The sequence below is a fragment of the Pseudomonas sp. P20 genome, assembly GCF_016463925.1.
Lineage (GTDB): Bacteria > Pseudomonadota > Gammaproteobacteria > Pseudomonadales > Pseudomonadaceae > Pseudomonas > Pseudomonas aeruginosa.
Genome location: NZ_JAEMVM010000030.1, coordinates 97,090 through 123,785, shown reverse-complemented (window position 1 = coordinate 123,785; position 26,696 = coordinate 97,090). Strand labels below are relative to the sequence as shown.

Genomic DNA, 26,696 nt, shown 5'->3' with positions numbered 1-26,696 from the left:
GCCGCAACGGCGGATAACCGCAAGCGGTTATTCGCCCTACAGGCCCACGTGCCATGCAGAAAGGCCACCCGAGGGTGGCCTTTCTGCATGGCGACCAACGCCACGGGCGCTATCCGCTGCCTACCTGCGGTGCTTCTTCATCGCCACCCGGCGCAGGTCGATACCGATCACCACCGGGTCGTGGTCGGAGGCCCGGTACGGCTCGGCGTTGTACAGGCTGTCCTGCTGCCGAGGGGTCTTGAACTCGACGTTGTAGTCCAGCACCCGGGGCTCGTCGGCGTTGATGTGCCACTCCACCGCGCCGCGTACCTGGCGCGCCAGGCTGGCGTTGGCGAGGGCGTGGTCAAGGTAGCCGGACTGCCCGGAGAACACGTAGGAATAGCCCTTTCCTGCGCCCGCCTGACGCGCCACCAGGTCGGTGTAGCCGGCGCTGCGGATGACGTTCACCGGGTCTTCCTTGGCATAGGAATTGAGGTCGCCGATGATCAGGCGATCAGGCTCCTTGGCGCCCGTCGGATCGCCCGCCAGCCAGTCCACCAGGGCCTGGGCGGCGCGCGCCCGGGTCAGGTTGCAGTTGCCCTGGCCGTCGCCGGTGTCCGGGTCGCCGTCGCAGGCCGAGCCCTTCGACTTCAGGTGGTTCACCGCGATGGTCAGGCGTTCGCCGCCATTGATCTCCTGGAAGGTCTGGGCCAGGGTCGGACGGTTGCGGGTGTCGTCGAACTCCGGGTTCACCGAACTGTCGAGCACCGCCGCGGATCGATAGGTGCGGACCTTGTCGCCGCGATAGATCAGCCCCACGGCAATTTCGTCGCTGCCCAGCTTCGCCCGGTTCGGGTTGACGAAGGCATAGCGCTGGCCCTGGGGCAGGCTGGCGTTGAGGCCGTTGACCAGGTCGGCGATGGCGCTGAACTCGCCGTAGCCGTCGTTCTCGATCTCCATCAGGCCGACGATGTCCGCCTTCGAGGCGAGGATCGCCGCGACGATCTTCGCTTTCTGCCGTTGGAACTCCTCGGCCGTGTTGGCTCCGCGCGAGGTGGGGAAACCGCCGCCCTTGCCATCGCCGTTGAAGTAGTTGAGCACGTTGAAGCTGGCCACCCGCAGGCGCCCTTCCACCGCCGGCTGGGCCGGACGCGGATTGGCCGCCTCGAAGGTCGGCGTCTGCAACGGCTGGATACGGTAGCTGCCGGCCGAGTAGTCGAGCACGCCGTCGATGGCGCTGGTACGGTCGCCGACGCGCAGGCTGTTGTAGGCGCTCAGTTCCGGTGCCGGGTAGCGGATCGGGTCGGGGTTCTGCCCGCTGCGGCCGTCGTCGAGGAGAATCCGGTCGAGGTCGTTGCGCGCCTGCATGGCCTTGGCCTGTTCGCCGGGAGCCACCACGTTGGTCGGAGTCATCTGGCGGCCGCCGGAGGACAGCAGGACCTCGCCGTAGCGGCCGAGGTTGTAGACCTCGTTGACGGTCAGCGTCTGGCGGAGCTGCACGCGCATGCCTTCGTAGCGCTCCAGCGCATCGGCGCTGGCCAGCGGCAGGCTGATGCCGGCCGGCGTCGGCAAGGCCACGCCGCTCGCCAGGACGCTGACCTGCAGCGGCCCGACCAGTTCGGTGAGGCCGTTGAACTCGCGGACCTGGCCGGTCACCCGGACGCGGTCGCCGAGCTTGACGTCGCTGCCGTTGCCGCCGTCGTAGACGAAGATGCCTTCGGAGGTCGCCGGGTCGCCGTCCACCGTGGCATCTTCCTGCTGCACGTAGAAGCCCTTCAGCTCGCTGGCGTTCTGGAAGTCGCCGACCACCACGCCCTCGATGGCGACCCGCTGGTTCACCAGCGGACTTTCGGCGCCGGCGCCCTGCACCTCGTGGATCGGTCGCAGGCCGGCCTCCTCGCCGCCGCCGGGCTCGCCAGCGCCATGCTGGCCGAGGTTGGCGAAGGTGTCGCGCGGGTAGCCCAGCCATTGCGCCGCCGGGTCGAAGGCGTCGCTGGGATCGCTGTCGCCGTCGCGGATGTCGGCCTTGCGCACCAGGCTCCGGTCGAGGGTCTGCACATCGCCGCTGCCCCAGGTCGTGCCGGGGTTGAAGCCGACCTGGCCGAGGCTGTCGAGGATCTCGCCGCTGCGCCGGCGCAGCAGCACCGCATCGTTGCCATTGAACCAGCTGCCTTCCACCCGCTGGCTGGCCAGCGCCAGCAACGCCGGGTCGGCCACGCCGTTGGCGAGGACGAAGGTCTTGCCCGGCGCCAGGCTGCCGCTCAGGTCGATGCTGCGGCCCGCCGCGCTGGCGCCGTTGAAATAGAACTCGACGCGGTAGGCGGAGAGGTCGAGGACCTGGCTGCCGCTGTTGTAGAACTCCAGCGCCTTGTTGTTGCCGCTGCCTTCGACATACTCGGAGATGATCAGCTCGGCGGCGTTGGCCACCGGCAGGCCCAGCAGGGCCAGGCCGCCCAGCAGGGCGGCGTTACGCAAGGGGTGCATCGGGATACTCCTTTATCGGAATGGGGTCGCCGCGGCTCAGGCGCCGTCGGGCTGCAGTTCCTGGGAAAACACCGGCTCGCCGTCGAGGTCGCGCAGGGTGACGGTGAGCGCGCGGCTTTGCGCATCGATCTCCACCTCGCCGAAGAACTGGTAGCCGGCGAAGGGGGAACTGTTCTGGACCAGCGGGGCCTTCTGGAACATCACCTGCGGGCCGAACGTGCCATCCAGCGCGTTGGGTCCGAAACTACCGGCATTGAGAGGCCCGGCGACGAACTCCCAGAACGGCGCGAAGTCCTTGAACGCGGCGCGCTCCGGGCTGTAGTGGTGGGCTGCGCAGTAATGCACGTCGGCGGTCAGCCAGACGGTGTTGCGCACCTCGGCGCGCTGGACGAAGCGCAGCAGGTCGGCGATCTCCAGCTCGCGGCCGAGGGCGGCGCCGTCGTTGCCGTTGGCGATGGCCTCCCAGCGGTCGCGACCCTGGGCGTCCTTGCCATCGGGCACGCAGAGGCCGATCGGCATGTCGGCGGCGATCACCTTCCACTGCGCACGCGAACCGCGCAACTCGCGCTTGAGCCATTGCAACTGCTCACGGCCGAGGAAATCGGTGGCGGCGCTGCGCCGCGCCTGCAGGTTGGCGCTGTTGCCGCCGCGGTAGCTGCGCATGTCGAGGACGAACACGTCGAGCAAAGGGCCGTAGGCGACCTTGCGGTAGATCCGCCCGTCGCGCCCCTGGCGCTGGAAGCGCAGCGGCGCGTATTCGAGGAACGCCTGGCGTGCACGGGCCGCCAGCACGTCGATGTCCTTCACCTGGTAGCGCTCGTCGAGCTGCTTGCTGGAGGACCAGTTGTTGGTGGTCTCGTGGTCGTCCCATTGCCAGATCTGCGGCACCTCGGCGTTGAAGCGGCGCAGGTTGTCGTCGAGCAGGTTGTAGCGGTAGTTGCCGCGGAACTCGTCGAGGGTCTCGGCGACCTTGCTCTTGGCCTCGGTCACCCGGTTGCGCCAGATGCGCCCGCTCTCGGTCTCGATGCGTTCGGGGATCGGCCCATCGGCATAGATGGTGTCGCCGCTGTGCAGGAAGAAATCCGGCTGGCGCCGGCGCATGGCTTCGTAGATACGCATGCCGCCGATATCCGGATTGATCCCGAAACCTTGCCCGCAGGTGTCGCCGCTCCAGACGAAACGGATATTGCGCGCCTCGCTCGGCGCACTGCGCAGGTGGCCGAACCAGGGCTTGCTCAGGCTGCCGTCGCGGGCATCCTCGAAGCGCACCCGGTAGAAGATCGACTGGTCGGCCGGCAGGCCACGCAGGTCGATGCGCGCGGTGTAGTCGAGGCGCTCGTCGGTGACCGGCGAGACCAGCCGACGCGGCTCGCTGAAGACGCTACGGGTGTCCCATTCGACGATCATCCGCGCCGGGCGGTCGGTGCGGCTCCAGACCAGCGCGCGGTCGCCCTGCACATCGCCGGATTGCACGCCATCGGTCAGCTTCGGCCGCGCCCTGGGCGAGGCGATCACCGCCGGCGCGCCCAGCGCCGGCAACAGCAGTCCAGCGCCCAGGCCTTGCACGACGCGACGGCGCTTGAGGTCCATCCCACTCATACCGGAGTTCTCCGCAGGCTTCACGAAGGTCCGGTTTACCGGGGCAAGTTGACAGGGGCGTTACGGGGACAGACAGGCTATCCGTTTGGTCAGGGGAAACGCCCATTCGCTCCGCGCCGCCCATGCGGCAACGAACCGGGCGTTGCCTCGCTGAAAAGAGCCTCAGTGAGTTTCAGGCTTCAGGGAATACACCCAATCGGAGGGGCGCGCCCAGCGACATTGGCGTCGCTATACGCCCCTTTCCACCGACCTCAGCCGCCCCGCGCCCCCTGGACCGGCCCCTGGGGCGCCTCGCCGCGCTCCTCCTGCACTGCCCGCCCGGCCCGTTCCACGGCGTTCCACAACCAGGGCGGCAGGTGCTCCGGGTCGAGGCTGTCGAGGAGGTTCTTGACCGCCAGGCCCAGCTCGGTGTCGCCCTCGATCACCAGGCGGCGGCGGAAGAACAGGGTATCCGGGTCCTCATGCCGGCTGGCCAGCAGCAGGAAGTCGCGCCAGTCGCCACGGATGGTCACGCTGGCCCGTGGCCGTTCGACCAGGCGCAGGCCGCCGGGCACCCGGGTGACGCACCAGCCGACGCCGAGGTCCCTGACTTCCAGGCGCAGCCAGCGACCTTCCAGCAGGTCGAAGGCGCCCTCCTCCAGCGGCTGGGCGAACAGCCGGTTGGCGACCCGTTGCAGGACCAGGTGCTGGAGCCCGCGCGGAACCTTCGCCGCCAGCGGCAACAGGCGTCCGGCGACGCCGAGGAGCAGGCGTTGGCGGTTCAGCATAGCCCTGCCTCCTCTGCCCGCAGCATCCCCGGCCGGCCGTGCCAGTAGCCGTTGCAGCCTTCCACGGCGAGCGGCGGAGCGGCACCCTTGCGTACCCGGTCGAAGGCCGCGATCACCTCGGCCATGCCCTGCGCCCGAGGGCTCAGGCGTAGCAGGTCGGCGCCGCTATGTTCCAGCGAGCGGTAGTCGGCCAGCAGGTTGCTGACCTTGCCGGACATGGTTTGGATGCCGTTGAGGGTGAACAGCGCCTCGCCCTCCTGGCTGAGCAGCGGGATACCTTCGGGATACTGCTGGCAGCAGAACTGGCAGTCGTCCTTGGGCCGGTTCTCCGCCCGCGCGGTGAAGCAGCGCGCCGAGTAGGCCAGCGGCAGGTGACCGTAGGCGAAGACCTCGGTCTGCAATTGCTCCAGGCCCAGCTGCGCAGCCTGGTCGAGCACCCCGCGCAGCAGCTTGCCGGAGACTTCCACCGGCGGAATCCAGCGGCGCATGCCCCAGGAATACAGTTCGGCCAGGGCATGACCGTTGTAGAGGTTCAGCGCCGGACCGCCGACAAAGGGCACGCCGCGCTGGCTGAGGTAATAGACGGCGGCCATGTCGTTGGCCTCGACCCGGAGTACGCCGTTCTCGCATAGCCGGCGCAGGCTGGACAGCTCCGAAGCGGCCTCGATCAGCGCCAGCCCGGAGAGCACCAGCTCGGCACGGGTCGCCTGCGCCAGCTCGCGGGCCAGCGCCTGCCAGTCATTCAGGGACAGCGCCCGGCGCTTGGCGCAGACGGTCTCGCCGAGGTAGATGACGTCGAGCGGCTGGCTGGCCATCTCGGCGTAGAAATCGAATATCTGCCGCTTGTCCCAGTAGAACAGCAGCGGTCCCAGGCTCAGTTTCATCGCGGCGGTCCTCACTGCCAGGAACGGTGATAGGCGCCCAGGGTGGTCTGGTGCCCTTCGGAAAGTCCGGCCAGCGCGCGCTGCCATTGCGGCTGCACGCTATAGGCGCCCGGCGCGCTGGCGTAGCTGTCCAGCGCCTGGCGCCAGACCCGGGTGACCTGCTCGACGTAGGCCGGGCTGCGCTGGCGGCCTTCGATCTTCACCGCCGCCACGCCGATTTCCGCCAGTTGCGGGACCAGGTCCAGGGTGTTCAGGCTGGTCGGTTCCTCCAGCGCATGGAAGCGCTGGCCATTGACCAGGAAACGGCCCTTGCAGAGGGTCGGGTAGCCGGCCGCCTCGCCGGCGGCGTAGCGGTCGATGAGCACTTCGTTGAGGCGCGAGGTCAACCCCTCCGGTTCCTCGCTCCAGCGCACCGCCCTGGCCGGCGAACAGACGCCGCAGAGGTTCGGCGACTCGCCGGTGACGTAGGAGGACAGGTGGCAGCGGCCCTCGGCCATGATGCACAGGCTGCCGAAGGCGAACACCTCCACCGGCACCGGGCTACCGGCCGCCACCTGGCGTACCTGCGCCAGCGATAGCACGCGGGGCAGGACCGCGCGACGGATGCCGTAGCGTTCGTGATAGAGGGCCAGGGCCGCGGCATTGGTTGCCGAGCCCTGCACCGACAGATGCAGGTTGAGCCGCGGATGACGCTTCGCGGCATAGCCGAGCACCGCCACGTCGGCGGCGATCAACGCATCGACGCCGAGGTCGGCGGCCTGGTCCACCGCGCGCTGCCAGCGCTCCCAGCCCTGCGCGCTGGAATAGGTGTTGACCGCTACGTAGAGCTGCCGCCCGGCCTCGTGGACTCGCCGCAGGCCTTCCTGCAACTGGCGTTCGTCAAGGTTGAGGCCGGCGAAATGGCGGGCGTTGGTGTCGTCGCGGAAACCGACGTAGATGGCATCGGCGCCCTGTCGCAGGGCCGACTTCAAGGCGGGCAGGCTGCCCGCCGGACAGACCAGTTGCATGGGGTTGCTCCTCTGGCGAAAAACGCGCTCCGCGGCAGTGGGCAACCCCGGGGCACAGGCGCCACACTCTAGAAAGACGCTCCCGGTCGGCGCTTGACCGGGATCAAGAAGGCCTCAGGCCATCAGTGCGGAGAACGGCAGAAAGTCGATCGCATCACCCACGCCCAGGGTGGCGCCGCGCTCGATCACCGCCAGCCCGTCCGCCCAACTGGCGGCAAGCAGCATCGCCGAGCCCTGCTGCGGGTGGATTTCCACCCGCCCCCGTTCATCGAGCCGCGCCCGCAGGTACTGGCGACGCGCCCGCGGTTGCGGCCAGTCGAAGGCCGCCGGCAACGCCAGCGGCCGCGGCACTACGTCGAACAGTCCCTGCTGGCGAAGCAGGAACGGACGCGCCACCAGTAATGCGGTGACCAGCGCCGCCGCAGGGTTGCCGGGCAGCCCCAGCCAGGGCTTGCCGGCCACGGAGCCGAAGGCGAACGGCTTGCCCGGCTGGATCGCCAGGCGCCACAGGTTGACCTCGCCAAGCTCGGCGATGGCGCGCTTGAGGTGGTCTTCCTCGCCTACCGAGACACCGCCGCTGGTGACCAGCGCGTCCCATTCGGAGGCCGCCAGGCTGAGCGCATCGCGGCTGGCCACCAGTTCGTCGGCGAGCACTTCCTCGTCGTGCACCTCGAAGCCGAGACCGCGCAGCAAGGCGCCGATGCAGTAACGGTTGGCGTTGTAGATCTGCCCGGCCAACAGTGTCTGGCCGGGCTCGCGCAATTCGTCGCCGCTGCTCAGCAGGCCGATGCGCAAGCGCCGACGCACCGAGACCGTGGCGACGCCGAGACTCGCCAGCAGGCCGAGTTCCTGCGGGCGCAAGCGCTGTCCGGCACGCAGCACCGGCGCGCCGCGACGCAACTCCTCGCCGCGCCGGCGCACATGCTGGCCGGCGCTCACCGGCGGCAACTGCACGCGCTCGCCGTCGACCACGCAGAGTTCCTGCGGCACCACGCAGTCGGCGCCGGTCGGCAGCGGCGCGCCGGTGAAGATCCGCGCCGCCTGGCCCAGCGGCAGGCTCATGCCGCGGGTGTCGCCGGCGGCGATCCGCGCGCCGACCGTCAGGCTGCCGCCGCTGCGCGGCAGGTCGGCGGAGCACAAGGCGTAGCCGTCCATCGCGCTGTTGTCCCAATGCGGCAGGTCCATCGGCGCCAGCAGGTCCTCGCCGAGCACTCGTCCCAGCGCCCGCTCCAGGGCCAGGCTCTCGCAGGCTGGCGGGCGCGGCGCGCGCGCCAGCAGTTCGGCCAGCGCCTCGTCGAGCGGGCGCAGTTGGCCGCCATCGCAGGCGCAAGCGCTCACGAGCGGCACCCGCAGCCGGCCACCGGCGCCACGGCTGGCGGGGTCTTCAGGTGCGGGACGAAATTGCACGGGCGGGTGCGGCTGTCCAGTTGCGCCAGGAGAATCTCGTTCCAGGCGGTACGACAGGCGCCCGGCGAGCCGGGCAGGCAGCACACCAGGGTACCGTTGCTGAGCCCAGCCAGCGCCCGCGACTGGATGGTGGAAGTGCCGATCTCGCGCTGCGAGACCTGGCGGAACAGTTCGCCGAAGCCCTCGACATAGCGCTCGAACAGCGGCCCGACCGCCTGCGGGGTGTTGTCCCGCGCGGTGAAACCGGTGCCGCCGGTGATCAGGCCGACCTGTACCTCGGGGTCGGCGATCCAGGCCGAGACCACCGCGCGGATCTGGTAGATGTCATCGGTCTTCAGGCTCCGCTGGTGCAGGCGATGACCGGCGGCCAGCAGCGCGTCGGCGAGGGTCTGGCCGGAAGTATCGGTTTCCAGGGTACGGGTGTCGCTGACGGTGAGGATGGCGATGTTCAGCGGCTGGAAGGTGGAGGTGGCCAGGTGGCTCATGGAAGGGGTCCTAGGAACGGGCGATGCCTCAGCCTGAACCGCGGGCCCCCGGCTGGCTATTCCTCCGAAGAGGTAAGCCGGCGGCGCGAGGAGGTAGACGTCACTCCTCCCAGCGCTGCGCGGCGGCCTGGTCGCTGCAGCGGCCTTCGACCCAGCGCGGGCCTTCGGCGGTGTCTTCCTTCTTCCAGAACGGCGCGCGGGTCTTCAGGTAGTCCATGACGAAGTTGCAGGCGTCGAACGCCGCCTGCCGGTGGGCGCTGGCGCAACCGACGAAGACGATCGGCTCGCCCGGCTCCAGGCGGCCGATGCGGTGGAGGATCTCCAGGCGCAGCAGCGGCCAGCGCTGCCCGGCCTCGGCGGCGATCTTGCCGAGGGCCTTCTCGGTCATGCCCGGATAATGTTCGAGGAACATCCCGCCGACCTCGCGACCGTCGTTGAAGTCGCGCACGTAGCCGACGAAGCCGACCACCGCGCCGATGCCGACGTTCTGCGCATGCAGGGCGTTAAGCTCCTGCCCCGGATCGAAAGCGGCCTGCTGGACGCGGATGGCCATGGGTTCAACCTCCGGTGACGGTGGGGAAGAAGGCGACTTCGTCGCCGTCCTGCAACGGCTCGTCGAGGCCGCACAGTTCCTGATTGCGCGCACACATCAGGTTCTGCTCGCCGAGGGTACGCTCCCAGGCCCCGCCGCGCTCCACCAGGAGCTGGCGCAAGGCGCCGAGGGTCGCCAGCCCGGCGTCCCAGTTCAACTGCTCGCCGTCGATGCCTAGGGCTTCGCGGTAACGGGCGAAATACTGCACGCGGATCATGCCTGCCCTTCCTCCTCTTTGCGGTAGTGGCCGCTCTTGCCGCCGAGCTTCTCCAGCAACTGGACCTGCTCGATGACCATCCCGCGGTCCACCGCCTTGCACATGTCGTAGATGGTCAGGGCCGCGACGCTGGCGGCGGTGAGCGCCTCCATCTCCACGCCGGTCTGCCCGGCCAGCCGGCAACGCGCGCGGATGCGCACGGCGTCCGGCGCCTCGGCCTGCAGTTCGAGCTTGACGCTGGTGAGCAACAACGGATGGCACAGCGGGATCAGTTCGTGGGTGCGCTTGGCCGCCTGGATGCCGGCGATCCGCGCCACGGCGAAGACGTCGCCCTTGGGATGGCCGCCGTCCTGGATCAGTTGCAGGGTTTCCGGGCGCATGCGCACCACGGCCTCGGCCGTGGCTTCACGGGAGGTCACGGCCTTTTCCGTGACGTCGACCATGTTGGCGCGGCCCTGGGAATCGAGATGGGTCAGCACGTGGGTGCTCCTGGAAGAGGATACTGGCCAGTCATTGTAAGCCCTGGAGGGCATGACGCGATGCCTGGGGGAGGTTCGGAAGGGGGATGATTGTATACATAAAGAGGTAGGGCAGGCCGGCGCAAGGCGCCTCATCCCGATCGGGTAACGATGCGGGCCCGGTCCCCGGACCGGGCCTGGCAGGATGTATATCCCGCCCGGCTTTTTCAACCGGGCGGGATATCGGCCGGCGATTGCCGCCGGCTACTTCACATGTGCGCCTCGGCGTACTCCGCCAGCACCGAGCGCGGCACCCCTTGCAGGGTCACGTGCACGCCGTGGGGGAAGTCCTTGAAGCGTTCGGTGAGGTAGGTCAGGCCGGAGCTGGTGGCGGACAGGTAGGGCGTGTCGATCTGCGCCAGGTTGCCCAGGCAGATCACCTTCGAACCGCTGCCGGCGCGGGTGATGATGGTCTTCATCTGGTGCGGCGTGAGGTTCTGGCATTCGTCGATGAGGATCAGGCTCTGCTGGAAGCTGCGCCCGCGGATGTAGTTCAGCGACTTGAACTGCAACGGCACCTTGCTGAGGATGTAGTCGACGCTGCCATGGGTGCATTCGTCGTCCATGTGCAGCGCTTCGAGGTTGTCGGTGATGGCGCCGAGCCAGGGCTCCATCTTTTCCGCCTCGGTGCCGGGCAGGAAGCCGATGTCCTCGTCCAGGCCCTGCACGCTGCGGGTGGCGATGATGCGCCGGTAGCGCTTGCTGACCATGGTCTGCTCGATGGCCGCGGCGAGCGCCAGGATGGTCTTGCCGGAACCGGCGGCACCGGACAGGTTGACCAGGTGGATGTCCGGGTCGAGCAGCGCGTACAGCGCCAGCGACTGGTACACGTCGCGTGGCCGCAGGCCCCAGGCTTCCTGGTGCAGGAGCGGCTCCTGGTGCAGGTCGAGGATGGTCAGCTCGTCCTGCTGGATGCCCTTGATCCAGCCGACGAAGCCCTGTTCGTCGACGATGAACTCGTTGATGTGCACCGCCGGCAGGTTGTCGGTGAGCTGCACGCGATGCCAGGTACGGCCGTGGTCCTGGCGGGTCTCGACCTTGCTCACGCGGTCCCAGAAAGAGCCGGCGAGGGAATGGTAGCCGCGCGACAGCAGGGCCACGTCGTCGATCAACTGGTCGGTGTGGTAGTCCTCCGCGTCCACCCCGCAGGCGCGCGCCTTCAGGCGCATGTTGATGTCCTTGGTCACCAGCACCACGCGCACGCCGCTGTGGCGGCTCTTCAGCTCGACCAACTGGTTGATGATCTTGTTGTCGTTGAGGTGCTCCGGCAGCCAGGTGATGGGCTCGGCACGCTTGCTCATGAGGATCGACAGGCTGCCGCTGGGGCCGTTCTTGCCACGCTGGATCGGTACCCCTCCCTCTACCTGCTCGGGCGTGGCCTCGCCGAGTACCTGGTCGATCAGGCGGATGGCCTGGCGGCACTCGGCGGCGATGGTGTGCTTTCCGGTCTTCAGCTTGTCCAGCTCTTCGAGCACCGTCATCGGGATCGCGACGCGGTGTTCCTGGAAGTTCAACAGGGCATTCGGATCGTGGATCAGGACATTGGTATCGAGGACGTACAGGGTGGGCTGGGTGGGGCGGGAACGTCCGTGGTCATCCATACGCGATCACCTTCTGCTAAGGGCCTGGCGACGGAATGCCGGGTCGGCGCTCCGCCGGGGGGCGAGCCGCCTTCTCTCTTCCGGTGGGGAGAGCCTGACAGCAGAGGTGAGGGCCGGGGCCGCCACCTGTGCTGCAGGGTTCGGCGGTCTACGGTTCCACAAATACCGCAAAAAATATGACGGTAAAAAGTACTTTTCGTCATCAGCAGGTTTTTTTTCCGCAAGCGACGAAATACCTTGGCGCAGCCCTTCGCGAGGTCTAGTGTTATCGGTCCCACCCCTGTGAAAACCCTCCGCTTTTCCGTGCCGCAACGGTTTTCCAGCGCCATTCCCCCTCCCCCCTGCCCCTGCGACATAAAGCCGCCACTGCGCCCTGCGCCGCCTTCCTGTATGAATCCGGGGCTTGACCTTGACACGATGTCAAGGCTGAACCTGGCGACAGATCTCACCGGCGCCTCCCAGGGCGCCTGCGGTGCCACTTCTGTCCATTCCAAGGAGGACTCATGAACAGCGCCACGCTAACCGAGCTCGATCTGCCGGTCAGCGGCATGACTTGCGCGTCCTGCGCCGGCCGTGTCGAACGAGCCCTGAAGAAAGTGCCCGGGGTCGCGGCCGCCTCGGTCAACCTGGCCAGCGAGCAGGCCCGCGTACAGGCCCCGGCGGACAGCCTGCCGGCCCTGGTGGCGGCGGTCGAGCAGGCCGGCTACCAGGTTCCGGCGCGCAGCCTGGAACTGTCCATCGAGGGCATGACCTGCGCCAGTTGCGTCGGCCGGGTCGAGCGGGCGCTGAAGAAGGTGCCCGGCGTACGCGAGGTCAGCGTCAACCTGGCCAGCGAGCGCGCCCACCTCGAGTTGCTCGGCGCAGTGGACAGCCAGGCCTTGCTACAGGCGGTGGAACAGGCCGGCTACAAGGCCCGCCTGCTCGACGCGGGGCAACCACGCCAGGACGATGCCGAGCGCCGCCTGCGCCGCGAACGCTGGTGGGTTATCGCCGCGCTGTTGCTGGCGTTGCCGCTGGTGCTGCCGATGCTGGTGGAATGGGCCGGCCTGCACTGGATGCTGCCGCCGTGGGCACAGTTCCTCCTGGCGACCCCGGTGCAGTTCGTCATCGGCGCGCGCTTCTATGTCTCCGCCTGGCGCGCGGTGAAGGCCGGCGCCGGCAACATGGACCTGCTGGTCGCCCTCGGCACCAGCGCCGGCTACGGCCTCAGCGTCTACCTCTGGCTGACCGCCCCGCCCGGCCACATGCCGCACCTCTACTTCGAAGCATCCACCGTGGTGATCGCCCTGATCCTCCTCGGCAAGTACCTGGAAAGCCGCGCCAAGCGCCAGACCGCCAGCGCCATCCGCGCCCTCGAGGCGTTGCGCCCGGAGCGCGCGGTGCGCCTGCGCGACGGTCGCGAGGAAGAGGTGGCGATCGCCGAGTTGCGCCTCGGCGACGAGGTGGTGGTGCGTCCCGGCGAACGCTTCCCGGTGGACGGCGAGGTGCTCGACGGCAGCAGCCACGCCGACGAGGCGCTGATCACCGGCGAGAGCCTGCCGGTACCCAAGGCTCCCGGCGACAAGGTCACCGGCGGCGCGATCAACGGCGAAGGCCGCCTGCTCTTGCGCACCACTGCGCTCGGCGGGGAAACGGTGCTGGCGAAGATCATCCGCCTGGTGGAAGACGCCCAGGCCGCCAAGGCGCCGATCCAGAAGCTGGTGGACAAGGTCAGCCAGGTCTTCGTCCCGGTGGTGATCCTCATCGCGCTGGTCACCCTCGGCGCCTGGCTGGTCGCCGGGGTCGGCCTGGAGCAGGCCCTGGTTAACGCCGTGGCGGTGCTGGTGATCGCCTGCCCCTGCGCCCTCGGCCTGGCCACCCCGACCGCGATCATGGCCGGCACCGGCGTGGCCGCGCGCCACGGCATCCTGATCAAGGACGCCGAGTCCCTGGAAGTCGCCCATGCGGTCACCAGCGTGGCCTTCGACAAGACCGGCACCCTGACCTCCGGGCGGCCGCAGATCATCCACCTCGGCGGCGACGACCCGGAGCAACTGCTCAGGCTCGCCGGCGCCCTGCAACGCGGCAGCGAGCACCCGCTGGCCAAGGCCGTGCTCGAGCGCTGCGCCGAGCGCGACCTGGAGGTTCCGCCGGTGAACGCCAGCCAGGCCCTCAGCGGTCGCGGCATCCAGGGCGAGGTCGAGGGTCGCCGGCTGGCCCTGGGCAACCGCCGCCTGCTCGACGAGCAGGAACTCAAGCCCGGCGCGCTGGCGAGTGCCGCCGCGGACTGGGAGGCCGAGGGCCGCACCCTGTCCTGGCTGCTGGAACTGGCTCCGGAGAAACGCGTGCTCGGCCTGTTCGCCTTCGGCGACAGCCTCAAGGACGGCGCCGCCGAAGCGGTGGAGGCCCTGCGCGGACGGGATATCCACAGCCACCTGATCACCGGCGACAACCGCGGCAGCGCGGCGGTGGTGGCCAAGGCCCTGGGCATCGACGACGTACACGCGGAAGTGCTGCCGGCGGACAAGGCCGCCACGGTCGCCGAGCTGAAAGGCCGGGGCCGGGTGGTGGCGATGGTCGGCGACGGCATCAACGACGCCCCGGCGCTGGCCGCCGCCGACGTCGGCATCGCCATGGGTGGCGGCACCGACGTGGCCATGCACGCCGCCGGCATCACCCTGATGCGCGGCGACCCGCGCCTGGTGCCGGCGGCGCTGGACATCTCGCGGCGGACCTACGCGAAGATCCGCCAGAACCTGTTCTGGGCCTTCATCTACAACGTGATCGGCATCCCGCTGGCGGCCTTCGGCCTGCTCAACCCGATGGTGGCGGGCGCGGCGATGGCCTTCTCCAGCGTCAGCGTAGTCGGCAACGCCCTGCTCCTGCGACGCTGGAAGCCCTGAGCCAGCACGCCAGGCACATGGGGTGGCGCGCCTAGCGCAACAACCCCATGTGCTTGGCCCGCGCCACCGCCTGGGTGCGACGCTCGACGCCGAGCTTGTCGTTGATATGGCGGGCGTGGCTCTTCACCGTATGCAGCGAGATGAACAGCCGCTCGCTGATCTCCTGGTTGGACAACCCCTGGGCGATCAGCTCCAGCACCGCCAGTTCGCGCCCGCTGAGCACCTCGCCCGCACTGCCCGCGGGCTCGGCGGGCGGCTCCGGCAACAGCGCGCGCATGCGCTGGGCGCCGGGACAGGCAGGGAAGCGCTGCAACTGTTCGCGCAACCATTCCGGCTGCTGCACGAGCAATTCGTGGAGCGGCAGCAAGGCTCCGCCGACTGCGCCCTCCATGGCTTGTTGCAGGGTCGCCAGCGCCTCGCGCTCGCGGCCCTGCTCCAGGTGCAGCGCGGCCAGTTGGCCGAGGGCCAGGCGAGCCGGCAGCAATGCGCCGTTCTCCCGCGTCGAGCGGGCCAGCCGATCCAGACGCCGGGCGGCCTCCTCCGGGCGTCCTTCGCGGCGCTCCAGGCCGGCCTGGAGCAACTCCACATGCAGCGGCAGCAGCGGACTGCATTCCGGCGGCGTGGCCGCCTGCCCGCCGTAGGTGCCGCCCAGGCGCTGTAGCCAGACGCCGGCCAGTTCGGTCTGGCCCTGGGCCAGCCAGAGTTCGCACTTGATCAGGGTGATCGCCGCCAGGTAGTAGATCGGCGGGATATCCCAGGCATGCATCAGCCGCTCGACGTCGCCAAGCCGGGCGAACGCCGCCGCGTAGTTGCCCAGGCGCCCTTCCAGGCTGGCCAGGACGCAATAGCCGATCACCAGGCTGACATCCCGGCAACTGCGGGTTTCCTCGATTCCCTGCTTGATCCATTTGCGCGCTTCGTCCGGCTGCAGCGCCAGGCTGCGCAGGTAGCCGCGGTACAGCAGGAGCCGCCCGCGCACCGCGTAGCGGCGTTGCGCCGGCAGGTGCTGGAGGCGTTCCAGGCCCTGGCGCACCTCCTCCTCGGCGCGCGCCACCTCGCCGCGCGCCTGGAGGACGCGGGCGCGGTCGTAATGGACCAGCGCCTCGAACAGCGGGTTGCCGTAGCGCTGGGCGAACTCCAGGGCGTCGCGGTTGTAGTTGCGCGCCTGCCAGAAGTCGCCACGGGTCACCGCCAGGTTGCTCAGCGTCGACAGGCATTGCAGGCGAGTGCCGTAGCGCTCCCCGGCGAGGTCCTGCAAGGCCTCGCGGCAGTGCGCCTCGGCCTTGTCGATATCGCCGCGGCCGCGCGCGATCACCCCGCTCAGGGCCTGCCACTGGGCCAGCAGGTCGCGCTGCGCGGACTCGTCCGGCGCCGGCAGGAAACGCGCCAGTTGGCCGGCCAGTTCTTCCGCGGCATCCAGCTGGCAGGCCAGCGCCAGCGCCCAGCCGTACAGCAGGATCAGGCGCGGCGTGCTCGCCAGGAGGCTGTCCGGCAGGTCCATCTTCCAGCGCAGCAGGGTGGCGATGTTCTGCTCCGCCAGCAGTTGCTCTTCCGACAGGTTCTGCACCAGGCTCGCCGCCACGTCCGGCTGGCCGGCGCGCAGCGCCTGCTCCACCGCCTGGTCGAGCAGGCCATGGCGGCTGAACCAGCCGCAGGCGCGCAGGTGCAGGGAGCCGGCGGACGGACCGAAGTCGGGCAAGGGACGCGCCAGCAGCAGGTCGGAGAACAGGTGGTGGTAGCGGAACCACTGGCCGTTTTCGTCCAGCGGCACGAGGAAGACCTGGTGCTGCTGCAGGTGGTCGAGGATCGCCGCGCTGTCGCCGGCCTCGCGCACGGTATCGCAGAGCTCGGCGCAGAAGCGCTCGAAGCGCGCGGTCTGGGCGAGGAACGCCTGGACCTCGGGCGGCTGCCGCTCGATCACCTCCTCCAGCAGGTAGTCGCGGATCAGTTCGTCGGCGCCGTGTACCCCGGGGCTGACCTGCTCCTCTGGATCGCCGCGCGCCAGCAGCCAGAGGCGCAGCCCGGCGACCCAGCCTTCGCTGCGCTCGAGCAGCGCGTCCAGCGCATCCTCGTCGAGTTCGAGGCCGCTGGCGGCCATCAGCGCCCCGCTCTCCTCGGCGGTCAGGCGCAGGTCCTGTTCGCTGAGTTCGAGCAATTGCCGCGACAGGCGCAGGCGCGCCAGGTGCCAGTCCGGCCGCTGCCGGCTGGTGACCAGCAGCACCAGGCCCTCGGGCAGGTGATTGAGGAGGAATTGCAGGCAACGGTCGAGCACCGCGCCCTGGGCCAGGTGGTAATCGTCCAGCACCAGTAGCAGGGGACGCTGCGGGTCCAGGCAGGGGGCGAGTTCGTCGAGCAGGTCGTCGAGCCAGGTCTCGAAGGCGAACGGCTGGTGGCGCTGGCGCATCTTCAGCAGGCCGAGGGCCTCTTCGCCCAGGGTCGGGTGGTACTGTCGCAAGCCATCGAGCAGGCGTTCGAGGAAACGTCCGGGATCGCTCTCGCGGCTGCTCAGTCCCAGCCAGAGGCTCTGCCAGCGCGGATCGAGGCTTTCGCAGAACTCGATGGCCAGGGAACTCTTGCCGAATCCGGCGGGCGCGGCGATCAGCAGCAGGCGACCGTCCAGTCCGTCGCGCAGTCGACGGCAAAGACGCGGGCGCGCCACATGGGCCGACGGCAGCGGGGGGCGGAAAAAGCGGTTGGCCGTCGGCAGGACGGCGGATGGAGTGCCCGAGAAGGTGCGCGAGAAGTCAGTCATCACCCGGTTTCTTGGTTTATGTATGGGGCGTGAACGCTCCGGAGACTAACCACAAGTGATGGCTATTTGAAGCACTATCCATCGGCTCGGACGAAATAGCGCACCGGCGCTTCAGCTCGATAACCAAGGAAAGACCGGTTTCCCGGCGCGGTCCAGGCGCGGCAAACGTTTCCCGGCCACACAGGTGCCCGCCGGGAGGATGGCGACGACGGAATCCGCGGGCGAGGCGGGAAAACACTTTGTAATGAATTGACGGCCGGAGCGGCACGCCGCCCGCGAAAACGAAGAAACCGGCACAAGGCCGGTTTCTTCGTGGCTAGGAACGCCGTTTCTCAGCGTACCCCTTCCTGGCGCAGCGCCGCCGGGGTGTAGTCGCTTTCCGAAGCGCTGTAGTTGAAGTCGTAGGCCTGTTTCTCCTCGTTCTTCATGCCCAGCGCCAGGTAGCGGCCGGAGAGCAGGTCGTAGAGGGTTTCCACCGCGTACCAGGGCACCTGCTTGTCGTAGTACTGCTCGGCATGCGCCTCGGCCACGCGCCACAGGGTGCCGCGACCGTCGTAATGGTCGATCTCGGCGGCCTGCCAGGTGTCCTCGTCGATGTAGAAGTCACGCTTGGCGTAGATGTGCCGCTCGCCCGGCTTCAGGGTCGCGACCACATGCCAGACGCGGTGCAGCTCGTAGCGGGTCAGGTCCTGGTTGATGTGGCCGGCCTTGACGATTTCGCTGTACTTGATCTTCGGATCGTCGAGCTTGTAGCTGTTGTAGGGAATGTAGATTTCCTTCTTGCCTTCCAGCTTCCAGTCGTAGCGGTCCGGCGCACCGTTGTACATGTCGAAGTTGTCCGAGGTGCGCAGGCCGTCGGCGGCGGTGCCGGGACCGTCGTAGGACACCTGCGGAGCCCGCCGCACGCGGCGCTGGCCGGCGTTGTAGAGCCACGCCAGGCGCGGCTCCTTGACCTGGTTGAGGGTCTCGTGGACCAGCAGCACGTTACCGGCCAGGCGCGAGGGCGCGGTGACCCGCTGCTTGAAGTAGAACAGCACGTTGCTCGGCTTGTTCGGGTTGTAGTCCTTCAGGTTGGTACGGAAGGTGAAGGCATCCTGGAAGTAGACCAGCTGGTAGGAGCCGTTGACCTGCGGAGTGGCCTGGGTCACCAGGCGCCGGACGCTGCCGCCGCGATAGCGGGTGATGTGGTTCCAGATCACCTCCAGGCCGTTCTGCGGGATCGGGAACGGGTTGGCGGTATCGAAGTTCTCCAGGCCGTTGCCGCCTTCCACCAGCTTGGTGGTGGTGGCGTTGCGCTTGGCCGCCTCCTGCACCGCCGCCGGGACGGTGGCGCTGCGGTGGGTCTTGTATACCGGGATCTTGTAGGTATCCGGGTAGCGCTTGAACATGGCCAGTTGGCCGGGAGTCAGCTTGTCCTTGTACTGGTCGACGTTCTGCGCGGTGATGGTGAACAGCGGTTGCTCGCTGGCATAGGGGTTGGCGAGGAAGCCACGGCTGTCGACGCTGCCGGCGTTGGTCGCCAGGCCGCCGTCCCAGGCGGGGATGCTGCCGTCGGCGTTGCCGGCCTTCTCCGCCCCCAACGGAGTCAGGCTGGTGCCGAGCTTGGCCGCTTCGTCGGCGGATACCGCCGCCATCACCTGGGTGGCCAGCAGGCTCAGGGCCAGTACACCGGTATGCAGAAGAATCTTCGTTGTTTTCATTCGCTCGTCGTCCTCGTTAAGTCCTGCTCGCCGGCCCGGTTCGCACCGGGCCGGCGTACATCAGAAGTTCATGCCGAAGCTGAGCGCGACGAAGTCGCGATCGTCCACGGTGGTGTACTTGCCGTCGAAGAAGTTGGTGTAGGAGAGGCTCGCGGTGTAGGTGTTCTGGTACTCCGCGTCCACCCCCAGGCTGACCGCCTTGCGGCCTTCCTCGAAGTTGGCGCCGGGACCGGGCGAATAGCCATCGACGTCGTGCGACCAGGCCACGCTGGGCTTGAGGTTCACGCCCATGAACACGTCGTTGTAGTCCCAGATCGCACGGGCGCGATAACCCCAGGCGTCGGTCGTGGTGTAGCCGTCTTTTTCACAATAGCGAGTGACGTTATTGGCGTTCGGATTTCCCGTCACACTTGCGGCTAAGCCTGAACAAGTGCTCAGGCCATTTAACGTTCCCTCCATCGGACCGGAGCCAAATGACGGATCACGCCCGTAACGAACGACGGAACTACTTTCCAGCCCGCCGACATGGGTCCAGCCGATCTCACCTACCACTGTCAAGCGCTCGGCACCCATGACCTGGTCAAAGAAGTGCGTCAGGGTGGTCTGCAGTTGGGTGATTTCCTTGCGCCGATAGCCATGCATGTCCTCACCCGGCCGACCGTTCAGCAGCGATGCGTTCTCATAAGGTCGGCTACCACCGATATTCACGGGGTCCAGAGCGGAGTAGAGAATATCGGTGGTGTTCAGTTGTACGGGAGCATTCGGCCGATAGCTGACCTCACCGCTCCAGGCGGTACCATTGGGCAGCGTGGTTGAGAAACTCAGCCCGAACATGCGAATGTCTTCTGGATACTCGATGAAGTAATTGGAGTTGCCCGCAGTGGCTGCCGCCGCTGCCTGAGCAGCCAGGCTGGGACTGATAGCAGCGATATTGGTCGCAAAGTTGTTGATGGCCGCCATCTTCGCGGCGGACGGTCCCTGACCACTAAAGATCGGCAGGCGGCTGTGGTAATTCATGTAGTAGGCGCCGAACTCGGTGTTCAGTTCGTCGGCGAAGTAGCGAAGGGCGAAGCCGTACTGGCCACTGTCACGAGCGTCACGATCCGGACCACGCTGCACTACGATCCCTTCGTTCCAGGGAGACGGAGTGATTCCCAGACCTGCTCCGGACAACAGGCTGTTGAGCAGGTTGATGGACGCCTTGTTGTTGGTCAGCACCGCCAGGTTCTGGTCGCAGCCATCGGCCACCACGTCCGGCTGGGAGAAGAAGGTGCCACAGTTGTCGACCACCGTCTGGTCCCACTCGATCTGGTAGAAGCCTTCGGCGGACAGGTTGTCGGTGAGGTTCTGCGACAGGTAGAACATGTTCACCGGGATCAGGCCTTCCTTGATCTCCGAGCCGGGCCGGCGGAAGGCGGTGACGTCGATCGGGTTGATGGCGCTGATGCCGTTCTGGATGAAGGTGCTCTCGCCCCAGTTCACCACCTGCTTGCCCAGGCGCACGCTGCCCGGCAGGTCGCCGATGGCATAGTTGTGGTAGATGAAGGCGTCGAGCAGTTCGGCGCCGGAGGACTTGGCCAGGGTCTTGCGGCCGCTGTCGTCGATGTCCTTGAACTCGCGGTGCTCGTCCTTCAGCTCGAAGTCGTACCAGTACTTGCCGCGCAGGAACACACCGGTATCGCCGTACTTCAGTTCGAGGTCATGGATGCCCTTGAAGACCTTCGAGAACGTTTCCCCACGCTTGAAGTTCAAGTGGCTGTCGTCGGAGGTCTGGGAAAGTCCCTTGCCGCCGTTGTTCACACCGATCAGGTTCTTGTTCGGCTTGGCGGTCGACCAGCTGGCCCCGACCGACAACGCCGAGTCGAAGGAACCTTCGATTTCCCCGATGTTGAAGGTCACCCCAAAGGCCGGAGCCGCCAGCGAGGAAGCCAGGCTGACGGCCAACGGCAACCGGGCCCGACGCGAGAACGGATTACGGGTTGTCATCGACGCTACTCCATGTGTGTTTTTTGTTATGAGTGCGTGGACTATAGCTAGCGCTGCCTGCCGCTTGATCCCTCGAAAGTGTGATTTGCGCGGCGCAACCACTCTGGCTCGCGCCTTTGCGGCGGATGGAGAATGACCGGCCGGTCGCGAAAACGCGGAGACCAAGCGTTTGCTTGGCCTCCGGGCGTTTCGGCGGTGTAGGAAAGCCCCGTCAGACGGTCGACAGGAAGGCGCTGCCGGCTTCCTGCCACTGGGCGATCTCGATACGGATGCGCTTCTTGTCCAGCTTGCCGACGCTGGTCTTGGGAATATCGGTAACAACCGCGATCTGCGAGGGGATAGCCCACTTGTTGATGTTGCCCTGCTCGACGAAAGGCTTGAGGTGCTCCTTCAGGCCACGGGCGTCCAGTTGCTGGCCCTCGCGCACCACCAGCAGGGCGAACGGGCGCTCGCCCCATTGCGGATCGGGCACCCCGACCACCGCCACTTCGCGTACCGCCGGATGGCGGCTGATCAGGTCTTCCAGCTCCAGGGAGGACAGCCACTCGCCGCCGGTCTTGATCACGTCCTTGATGCGGTCGCGGATCTCGATGAAGCCCATGCCGTCCAGGGTCGCCACGTCGCCGGTGTGCATCCAGCCGCCGCGCCACAACTCCTCGCCGCGCTCGGGTTCGCGGAAATACCCCTGGGTCAGCCATGGCGAGCGCAACACCAGCTCGCCCTGGGACTCGCCGTCGGCCGGGAGGAAGCGGCCCTGTTCGTCCATGATCGCCGCATCCACCAGCGGCACCGGCACGCCGGCCTTGATCCGGTAGGTGGTGCGCTCGTCCTCGCTTCCGGCCAGCAGTTCGTCGTTGAGGTAGGCGCAGGAAATCAGCGGACAGGTCTCCGACATGCCGTAGGCGGCGGTCAGTTGGATGCCGCGCGCCTTGGCCGCCTCGTAGAGCGAGCGGTTCAGCGCGCTCCCGCCGATGATCACCTTCCAGCCCTTGAAGTCCACGCCCTGGGCAGCCCTGGCGTTCATCACCATCTGCAGGATGGTCGGCACGCAGTGGGAGAAGGTGACCTTCTCGCGCTTCCACAGTTCGACCAGCAGTTCCGGATCGTAACGCCCGGGATAGACCTGCTTGACCCCGAGCATGGTCGCCACGTACGGAGTGCCCCAGGCGTGGACATGGAACATCGGGGTGATCGGCATGTACACGTCGCTGGTACCGAGCAGGCGGATGCTGTCCAGGCTGCCGATGGTCGAAGCCATCGCCAGGGTGTGCAGGACCAGTTGCCGGTGGCTGAAATACACACCTTTCGGATTGCCGGTGGTGCCGGTGGTGTAGAAGGTGGTGGCGATGGAGTTCTCGTCGAAATCGGGGAAGTCGTAGCGCGGGCTGGCCGCGGCCAGCAGCGACTCGTATTCGCCGACCAGGCCGGGCAGTTCGGCGCTCTTCTCCGCGCCGTCGGTGAGCAGGATGGTCCGCTCCACCGTGGCCAGCTGCCCCGCCACCGCCTGGTAGAGCGGGACGAACTCGCTGTTCACCAGCACGAAGCGATCCTCGGCGTGGTTCATGGTGTAGAGGATCTGTTCCGGGGAGAGGCGGATGTTGATGGTATGCAGCACCGCCCCGATCATCGGGATGGCGAACATGCATTCCAGGTAGCGATGGCTGTCCCAGTCCATCACCGCCACCGTGTCGCCGGCCTTCACCCCGGCCTCGCTGAGTACGTTGGCCAGGCGCGCGACGCGCTCGTTGAAGGTGGCGTAGCTGTAGCGCACCTGGTCGCGGTAGACGATTTCATGACTCTTTTCGTAACGACGGCCGGAAAGCATCAGGCTCTTGATCAGCAACGGATACTGATAAGCGCCGGCGGCGGCCGGGATGAGACGGGTCTTCAGCATGGGGCGTACACCTGGGAGCGGGTTCGTTGTCAGGATGAGGCCGACTCTAGAGCCGTCGGCGGGCTTTGTTCATCAGTCAAAAGAGTGATTTGCCCCGTGACCTTTCGGAGCCTCCCGGTCACAAGATAGAATCCGCCCGCTGAATCGTTCAGACCCTATCCAGAACAAGAGGTAACGTTCCATGTCCGATATCGTCATCGTCGCCGGCGCCCGTACTCCCATGGGCGGCTTCCAGGGCAGCCTGGCCGGCGTTTCCGCGGTCGACCTGGGTGCCGTCGTGATCCGCGAAGCGGTGCAGCGCGCCGGCATCGCCGCCGAGGACGTACAGGAAGTGATCATGGGTTGCGTCCTGCCCGCCGGCCTGAAGCAGGGCCCGGCCCGCCAGGCCGCGCTGGCGGCCGGCCTGCCCGCCGCCACCGGCTGCACCACCATCAACAAGCTGTGCGGCTCGGGGATGAAGGCGGTGATGCTGGCCCACGACCTGCTCAAGGCTGGCACCAACCAGGTGATGGTCGCCGGTGGCATGGAAAGCATGTCCAACGCGCCCTATGTCCTGGAGAAAGCCCGCAGCGGCCTGCGCATGGGCCACGGCGAGATCAAGGACCACATGTTCCTCGACGGCCTGGAGGACGCCCGTACCGGCCGTTTGATGGGTTCGTTCGCCCAGGAGACCGCCGACAAGTACGGCGTGACCCGCGAGGAGATGGACGCCTATGCCATCGAATCGCTCAAGCGCGCCCAGGCCGCCATCGCCGATGGCTCGCTGGCGGCGGAAATCGTCCCGGTCACCGTCACCAGCCGCAAGGGCGAGAGCGTGGTGAAGGACGACGAGCAACCGCTGACCGCCAACCTGGAGAAGATCCCGAGCCTCAGGCCGGCGTTCCGCAAGGACGGTACCATCACCGCCGCCAATGCCAGCTCGATCTCCGACGGCGCCTCCGCGCTGGTCCTGATGACCGCCGAGGAAGCCCAGCGCCGTGGCCTGAAGCCGCTGGCGCGAATCGTCGGCCATGCCACCCAGAGCCAGGACCCGAGCGAGTTCACCCTGGCGCCGATCGGCGCGATGACCAACCTGTTCGCCAGGACCGGCTGGAGCAAGGACGACGTCGACCTGTTCGAGATCAACGAAGCCTTCGCCATGGTCACCATGCTCGCCATGCGCGAACACGGCCTCGATCATGCCAAGGTCAATGTCTATGGCGGCGCCTGCGCCCAGGGCCATCCGGTCGGTTCCACCGGCTCGCGGATCATCCTCACCCTGATCAACGCCCTGCGCCAGAAAGGCGGCAAGCGCGGCGTCGCCTCGCTGTGCATCGGCGGCGGCGAAGCCACCGCCGTGGCGCTCGAACTGCTCTGATACGGCGTTGAGCCATCGGCGCCCGGCCGGCTCGCGCTGTCCGGGCGCCCTCTTCCTCAGGTGCCCACCGCGGCGCTGCGCGCCGGACGCGGAAACACCAGCGCCGCGGCGAAGGTCAGCGCGGCGAAGCCCGCCAGTACCAGGTACAACCCCAGCAGCCCCTGCCGTGGCTCCAGGTAGGCAATCATCGGGATCGCCGCCGCGCTGGCGCCGAACGACAGGAAATAGCGCAGGGCGAAGACCCGCGCCTGCCACTGCGGCGCGACGAAGTGGGCGACCATCGCATCGTTCACCGTCACCTGGCCGAACACCGCGAACATGAACAGCGCGCCGAACAGCACCACTGCGCTGCCGTGGCCGTAGGCCAGGGCCAGCAGCAGCGGCACCTGGCAGAAGGTGAGGAAGACGAACGGCAACTTCAGGTTCAGGCGATCGATCAGGCGGCCCATGATCAGTTGCGCCACCGCGCCGAAGGCATAGGCCAGGCTGACCACCACGCCGAGGGTCTGCGGCGACGCCAGCAAGTCGCTCAGGCGCTCCTGGAACAGCTTCGGGTAGGTCACGGTGCTGGCGTTGAACACCACCCCGCCGGTGGCGGTGACCAGCGCCAGCACGCCGAACACCCGGCGCATCAACAGGCCCTCGCTGTCCTCGCCACGCGCCGCGGCCTTGGCCGACAGGTGCGGCGATGGCTCCTCGCGCACGCAGAAGAAAAAGCCGATGCCGAGCAGGATGGCCACCCCGCCGGGCAGGATGAACGCCGCACGCCAACCGAAGTGCGCGGTGAGAAAGCCGGTAAGCAGCGCGGCGAAGGCGACCCCGAGGTTACCCCACATGCCGTTGATGCCGATCTCGCGGCCGCGGTTCTCCGCGTGTGCCACCAGCATCGCGGTGCCGACCGGGTGGTAGATCGCGGCGAATACCCCGATCAGGGTCAGCCCGGTCACCAGCATCGGTACGCTGCCGGCCAGCCCGGTGAGCAGTGCGGCGGCGCCGATACCGAAGAAGAACAACAGCATCATCCGCCGCCGGCTCCAGGTATCGCCCAGCCAGCCGGCCGGCAGCGAACAGGCGCCGAAGGCGATGAAACCGCCCAGCGACAGGCCGATCAGACCGGCGTAGTCGAGGTCGAAGCTGCCGGCCATGCCGAGCACGGCGGCGGGGAAGATCAGCATGAACATGTGGTCGATGACATGCGCGGCGTTGATGAAGCGGATAACGGTTCGAGGTCGGTTCATGGCGTGCGGTCTGAATGGTCGGTGAGGAATGGGCGTCATGACCCGGGCATGATAGGTTGACCGAAAAGCGCAGACAGGACAGCGAGGTCATCGAAACGGACATGCTGATCGAGCACCGCCCGGACGGCCTGCTGGCCGCCATCTCCCTCGACTTCCCCGACAGCCATCACCTGGGGCGGCATTTCCACCCGCAGGCGCAGTTCCTCTACGCCGCTCGCGGCCTGATGCGCCTGGCCACCCACCACGGCGCCTGGGTGATCCCGCCGACCCGCGCGGTATGGATTCCGCCCCGGGTGGAGCACGAGATATTCATGTCCGGCGAGGTGCACATGCGCACCCTGTTCATCGAGCAACCCGAAACGCCGACACCGCTAAGCGACTGTTGCGTACTGGCGGTGACGCCGCTGCTGCGGGAAATGATCCTGCGCGCCATCCACCTCGAGAGCCAGCCGCGCCTGGACGACTTCCGTCAGCGCCTGCAAGGGCTGATCCTCAGCGAGATCGCCAACCTCGAACGGATGCCGCTGTACCTGCCGATGCCCCGCGACCGCCGCTTGCAGGCGATCTGCCAGGCATTGCTGAAACAGCCGGAACTGGGGCTGACCCTCGATGACTGGGGCCTGCGGGTCGGCGCCAGCTCGCGCACCCTGGCGCGGCTGTTCGCCCAGGAATTGCAGATGAGCTTCCATGAGTGGCGCCAGCAATTGCGCCTGACCGAAGCCCTGCCGCGCCTGCTGGCCGGCGACAGCGTGCAGGTGGTCGCCCGCGACCTCGGCTACGGCAGTACGCGGGCCTTCAGCAGCATGTTCCGCCGCCTGCTCGGCGAAACCCCGCGCGACTACCTGGGGCGACTGGAGCAACTGGCACGGGTCAGGGGCCGCGAGGACTGATGCCCCACGGCGCAACGCCAAGCCATGGCAATTCGGCGGATAACGCCTGCGGCGTTATTCGCCCTACCAAGGCTTCAGTAGGGCGCATCCGCCGCTCCCGTAGGGCGCATAACCGCAGCGCGGTTATCCGCCGAACCGGCCTGGATGGTGCAAGGCGGGAACGCGAGGATTGACGCCCTAGGGCGCAACACCGAGCACTGGCGGATCGGCGGACAAAAAGAAGCCCTCCAGCGGAGGGCTCTCGGAAAAGGGCGCCGGAGCGCCCGGATGGGATCGTCGATCAGTGCGGAACGCCCAGCCCCGCCGCGCTCATGAACAGGCGCATCAGCCAGGCGGCGACGCCCAGGGCCAGCACGCTGGCGGTCCAGATACCCGCCAACCAGGCCAGGCGTCGCCAGAGCGGTGGTTTGGCCGCGCTATCTCGTTCGGGATGACTCGGCGTACGGACCATATGCGG

General features: G+C 67.6%; 20 protein-coding genes. 3 read left to right on the top strand and 17 right to left on the bottom strand.

The window, feature by feature from the left end:
* Window positions 1–120: 120 nt before the first annotated feature.
* The 11 genes from JHD77_RS28060 to JHD77_RS28010 all read right to left on the bottom strand — a co-directional run bounded on the left by JHD77_RS28060 (window position 121) and on the right by JHD77_RS28010 (window position 11,540).
* Window positions 121–2,463 (bottom strand): endonuclease/exonuclease/phosphatase family protein, encoded by a 2,343-nt coding sequence (locus JHD77_RS28060; protein ID WP_003104243.1) that lies wholly within the window; start codon window positions 2,461–2,463, stop codon window positions 121–123.
* Window positions 2,464–2,499: 36 nt separating this feature from the next.
* Window positions 2,500–4,062: an alkaline phosphatase D family protein gene (locus JHD77_RS28055; protein WP_003104245.1), complete on the bottom strand. Its 1,563-nt coding sequence runs from the start codon at window positions 4,060–4,062 to the stop codon at window positions 2,500–2,502.
* Between the two features lie 251 nt (window positions 4,063–4,313).
* Window positions 4,314–4,829, bottom strand: coding sequence for a ubiquinone anaerobic biosynthesis accessory factor UbiT (gene ubiT, locus JHD77_RS28050; protein ID WP_003104247.1), 516 nt, complete (start codon window positions 4,827–4,829; stop codon window positions 4,314–4,316).
* Window positions 4,823–5,713, bottom strand: a complete 891-nt coding sequence (locus JHD77_RS28045) for a U32 family peptidase (protein WP_003104248.1) — start codon at window positions 5,711–5,713, stop codon at window positions 4,823–4,825. Before JHD77_RS28045 ends, ubiT begins: the two co-directional genes overlap by 7 nt.
* Before the next feature lie 11 nt (window positions 5,714–5,724).
* On the bottom strand, window positions 5,725–6,720 hold the full coding sequence (gene ubiU / locus JHD77_RS28040; protein ID WP_003093020.1) for a ubiquinone anaerobic biosynthesis protein UbiU: 996 nt from the start codon (window positions 6,718–6,720) through the stop codon (window positions 5,725–5,727).
* Between the two features lie 114 nt (window positions 6,721–6,834).
* Window positions 6,835–8,058, bottom strand: coding sequence for a molybdopterin molybdotransferase MoeA (locus tag JHD77_RS28035; RefSeq protein ID WP_003114306.1), 1,224 nt, complete (start codon window positions 8,056–8,058; stop codon window positions 6,835–6,837).
* Complete coding sequence (moaB, locus tag JHD77_RS28030) at window positions 8,055–8,612, bottom strand: molybdenum cofactor biosynthesis protein B (protein ID WP_003107542.1); 558 nt, start codon at window positions 8,610–8,612, stop codon at window positions 8,055–8,057. Before moaB ends, JHD77_RS28035 begins: the two co-directional genes overlap by 4 nt.
* A 100-nt stretch (window positions 8,613–8,712) precedes the next feature.
* Window positions 8,713–9,165 (bottom strand): molybdopterin synthase catalytic subunit MoaE, encoded by a 453-nt coding sequence (gene moaE, locus JHD77_RS28025; RefSeq protein WP_003093025.1) that lies wholly within the window; start codon window positions 9,163–9,165, stop codon window positions 8,713–8,715.
* A gap of 4 nt (window positions 9,166–9,169) precedes the next feature.
* Entirely contained in the window at window positions 9,170–9,421 is a 252-nt protein-coding gene (gene moaD / locus JHD77_RS28020; RefSeq protein ID WP_003093027.1) for a molybdopterin converting factor subunit 1, read from the bottom strand.
* Complete coding sequence (gene moaC, locus JHD77_RS28015; RefSeq protein WP_003093030.1) at window positions 9,418–9,900, bottom strand: cyclic pyranopterin monophosphate synthase MoaC; 483 nt, start codon at window positions 9,898–9,900, stop codon at window positions 9,418–9,420. The genes moaD and moaC overlap by 4 nt, the downstream gene beginning before the upstream one ends.
* A gap of 248 nt (window positions 9,901–10,148) precedes the next feature.
* Entirely contained in the window at window positions 10,149–11,540 is a 1,392-nt protein-coding gene (locus tag JHD77_RS28010; protein WP_003093038.1) for a PhoH family protein, read from the bottom strand.
* A gap of 503 nt (window positions 11,541–12,043) precedes the next feature.
* Here JHD77_RS28010 and copA1 point away from each other — a divergent pair.
* Complete coding sequence (gene copA1, locus JHD77_RS28005; RefSeq protein ID WP_003103003.1) at window positions 12,044–14,422, top strand: copper-translocating P-type ATPase CopA1; 2,379 nt, start codon at window positions 12,044–12,046, stop codon at window positions 14,420–14,422.
* A gap of 31 nt (window positions 14,423–14,453) precedes the next feature.
* Here the strand turns inward: copA1 and JHD77_RS28000 are convergent, their stop codons facing one another.
* The 4 genes from JHD77_RS28000 to JHD77_RS27985 form a co-directional block, all read right to left on the bottom strand.
* Window positions 14,454–17,174 (bottom strand): LuxR C-terminal-related transcriptional regulator, encoded by a 2,721-nt coding sequence (locus JHD77_RS28000; protein ID WP_003103006.1) that lies wholly within the window; start codon window positions 17,172–17,174, stop codon window positions 14,454–14,456.
* 332 nt (window positions 17,175–17,506) lie between these two features.
* The gene (locus JHD77_RS27995; RefSeq protein WP_003103009.1) at window positions 17,507–18,874 is read right to left on the bottom strand and encodes a DUF1329 domain-containing protein; all 1,368 of its coding nucleotides are present in this window, start codon (window positions 18,872–18,874) and stop codon (window positions 17,507–17,509) included.
* Window positions 18,875–18,934: 60 nt separating this feature from the next.
* On the bottom strand, window positions 18,935–20,860 hold the full coding sequence (locus JHD77_RS27990; protein WP_015649519.1) for a DUF1302 domain-containing protein: 1,926 nt from the start codon (window positions 20,858–20,860) through the stop codon (window positions 18,935–18,937).
* A gap of 211 nt (window positions 20,861–21,071) precedes the next feature.
* A complete protein-coding gene (locus JHD77_RS27985) occupies window positions 21,072–22,754 on the bottom strand; it encodes a fatty acid--CoA ligase (protein WP_003103012.1) in 1,683 nt (560 codons plus the stop codon).
* Between the two features lie 181 nt (window positions 22,755–22,935).
* On the opposite strand from JHD77_RS27985, the gene JHD77_RS27980 reads away from it, so the two are divergent.
* Complete coding sequence (locus JHD77_RS27980; RefSeq protein WP_003118278.1) at window positions 22,936–24,111, top strand: acetyl-CoA C-acyltransferase; 1,176 nt, start codon at window positions 22,936–22,938, stop codon at window positions 24,109–24,111.
* Window positions 24,112–24,167: 56 nt separating this feature from the next.
* Here JHD77_RS27980 and JHD77_RS27975 read toward each other — a convergent pair whose 3' ends face one another.
* Window positions 24,168–25,349, bottom strand: coding sequence for an MFS transporter (locus tag JHD77_RS27975; RefSeq protein ID WP_031755840.1), 1,182 nt, complete (start codon window positions 25,347–25,349; stop codon window positions 24,168–24,170).
* A 101-nt stretch (window positions 25,350–25,450) separates the two neighbouring features.
* Here JHD77_RS27975 and JHD77_RS27970 point away from each other — a divergent pair, with 101 nt between their 5' ends.
* Entirely contained in the window at window positions 25,451–26,239 is a 789-nt protein-coding gene (locus JHD77_RS27970; protein ID WP_003137733.1) for an AraC family transcriptional regulator, read from the top strand.
* A 280-nt stretch (window positions 26,240–26,519) separates the two neighbouring features.
* Here the strand turns inward: JHD77_RS27970 and JHD77_RS27965 are convergent, their stop codons facing one another.
* On the bottom strand, window positions 26,520–26,690 hold the full coding sequence (locus tag JHD77_RS27965; protein WP_003093052.1) for a DUF2474 domain-containing protein: 171 nt from the start codon (window positions 26,688–26,690) through the stop codon (window positions 26,520–26,522).
* Between the last annotated feature and the right edge of the window lie 6 nt (window positions 26,691–26,696).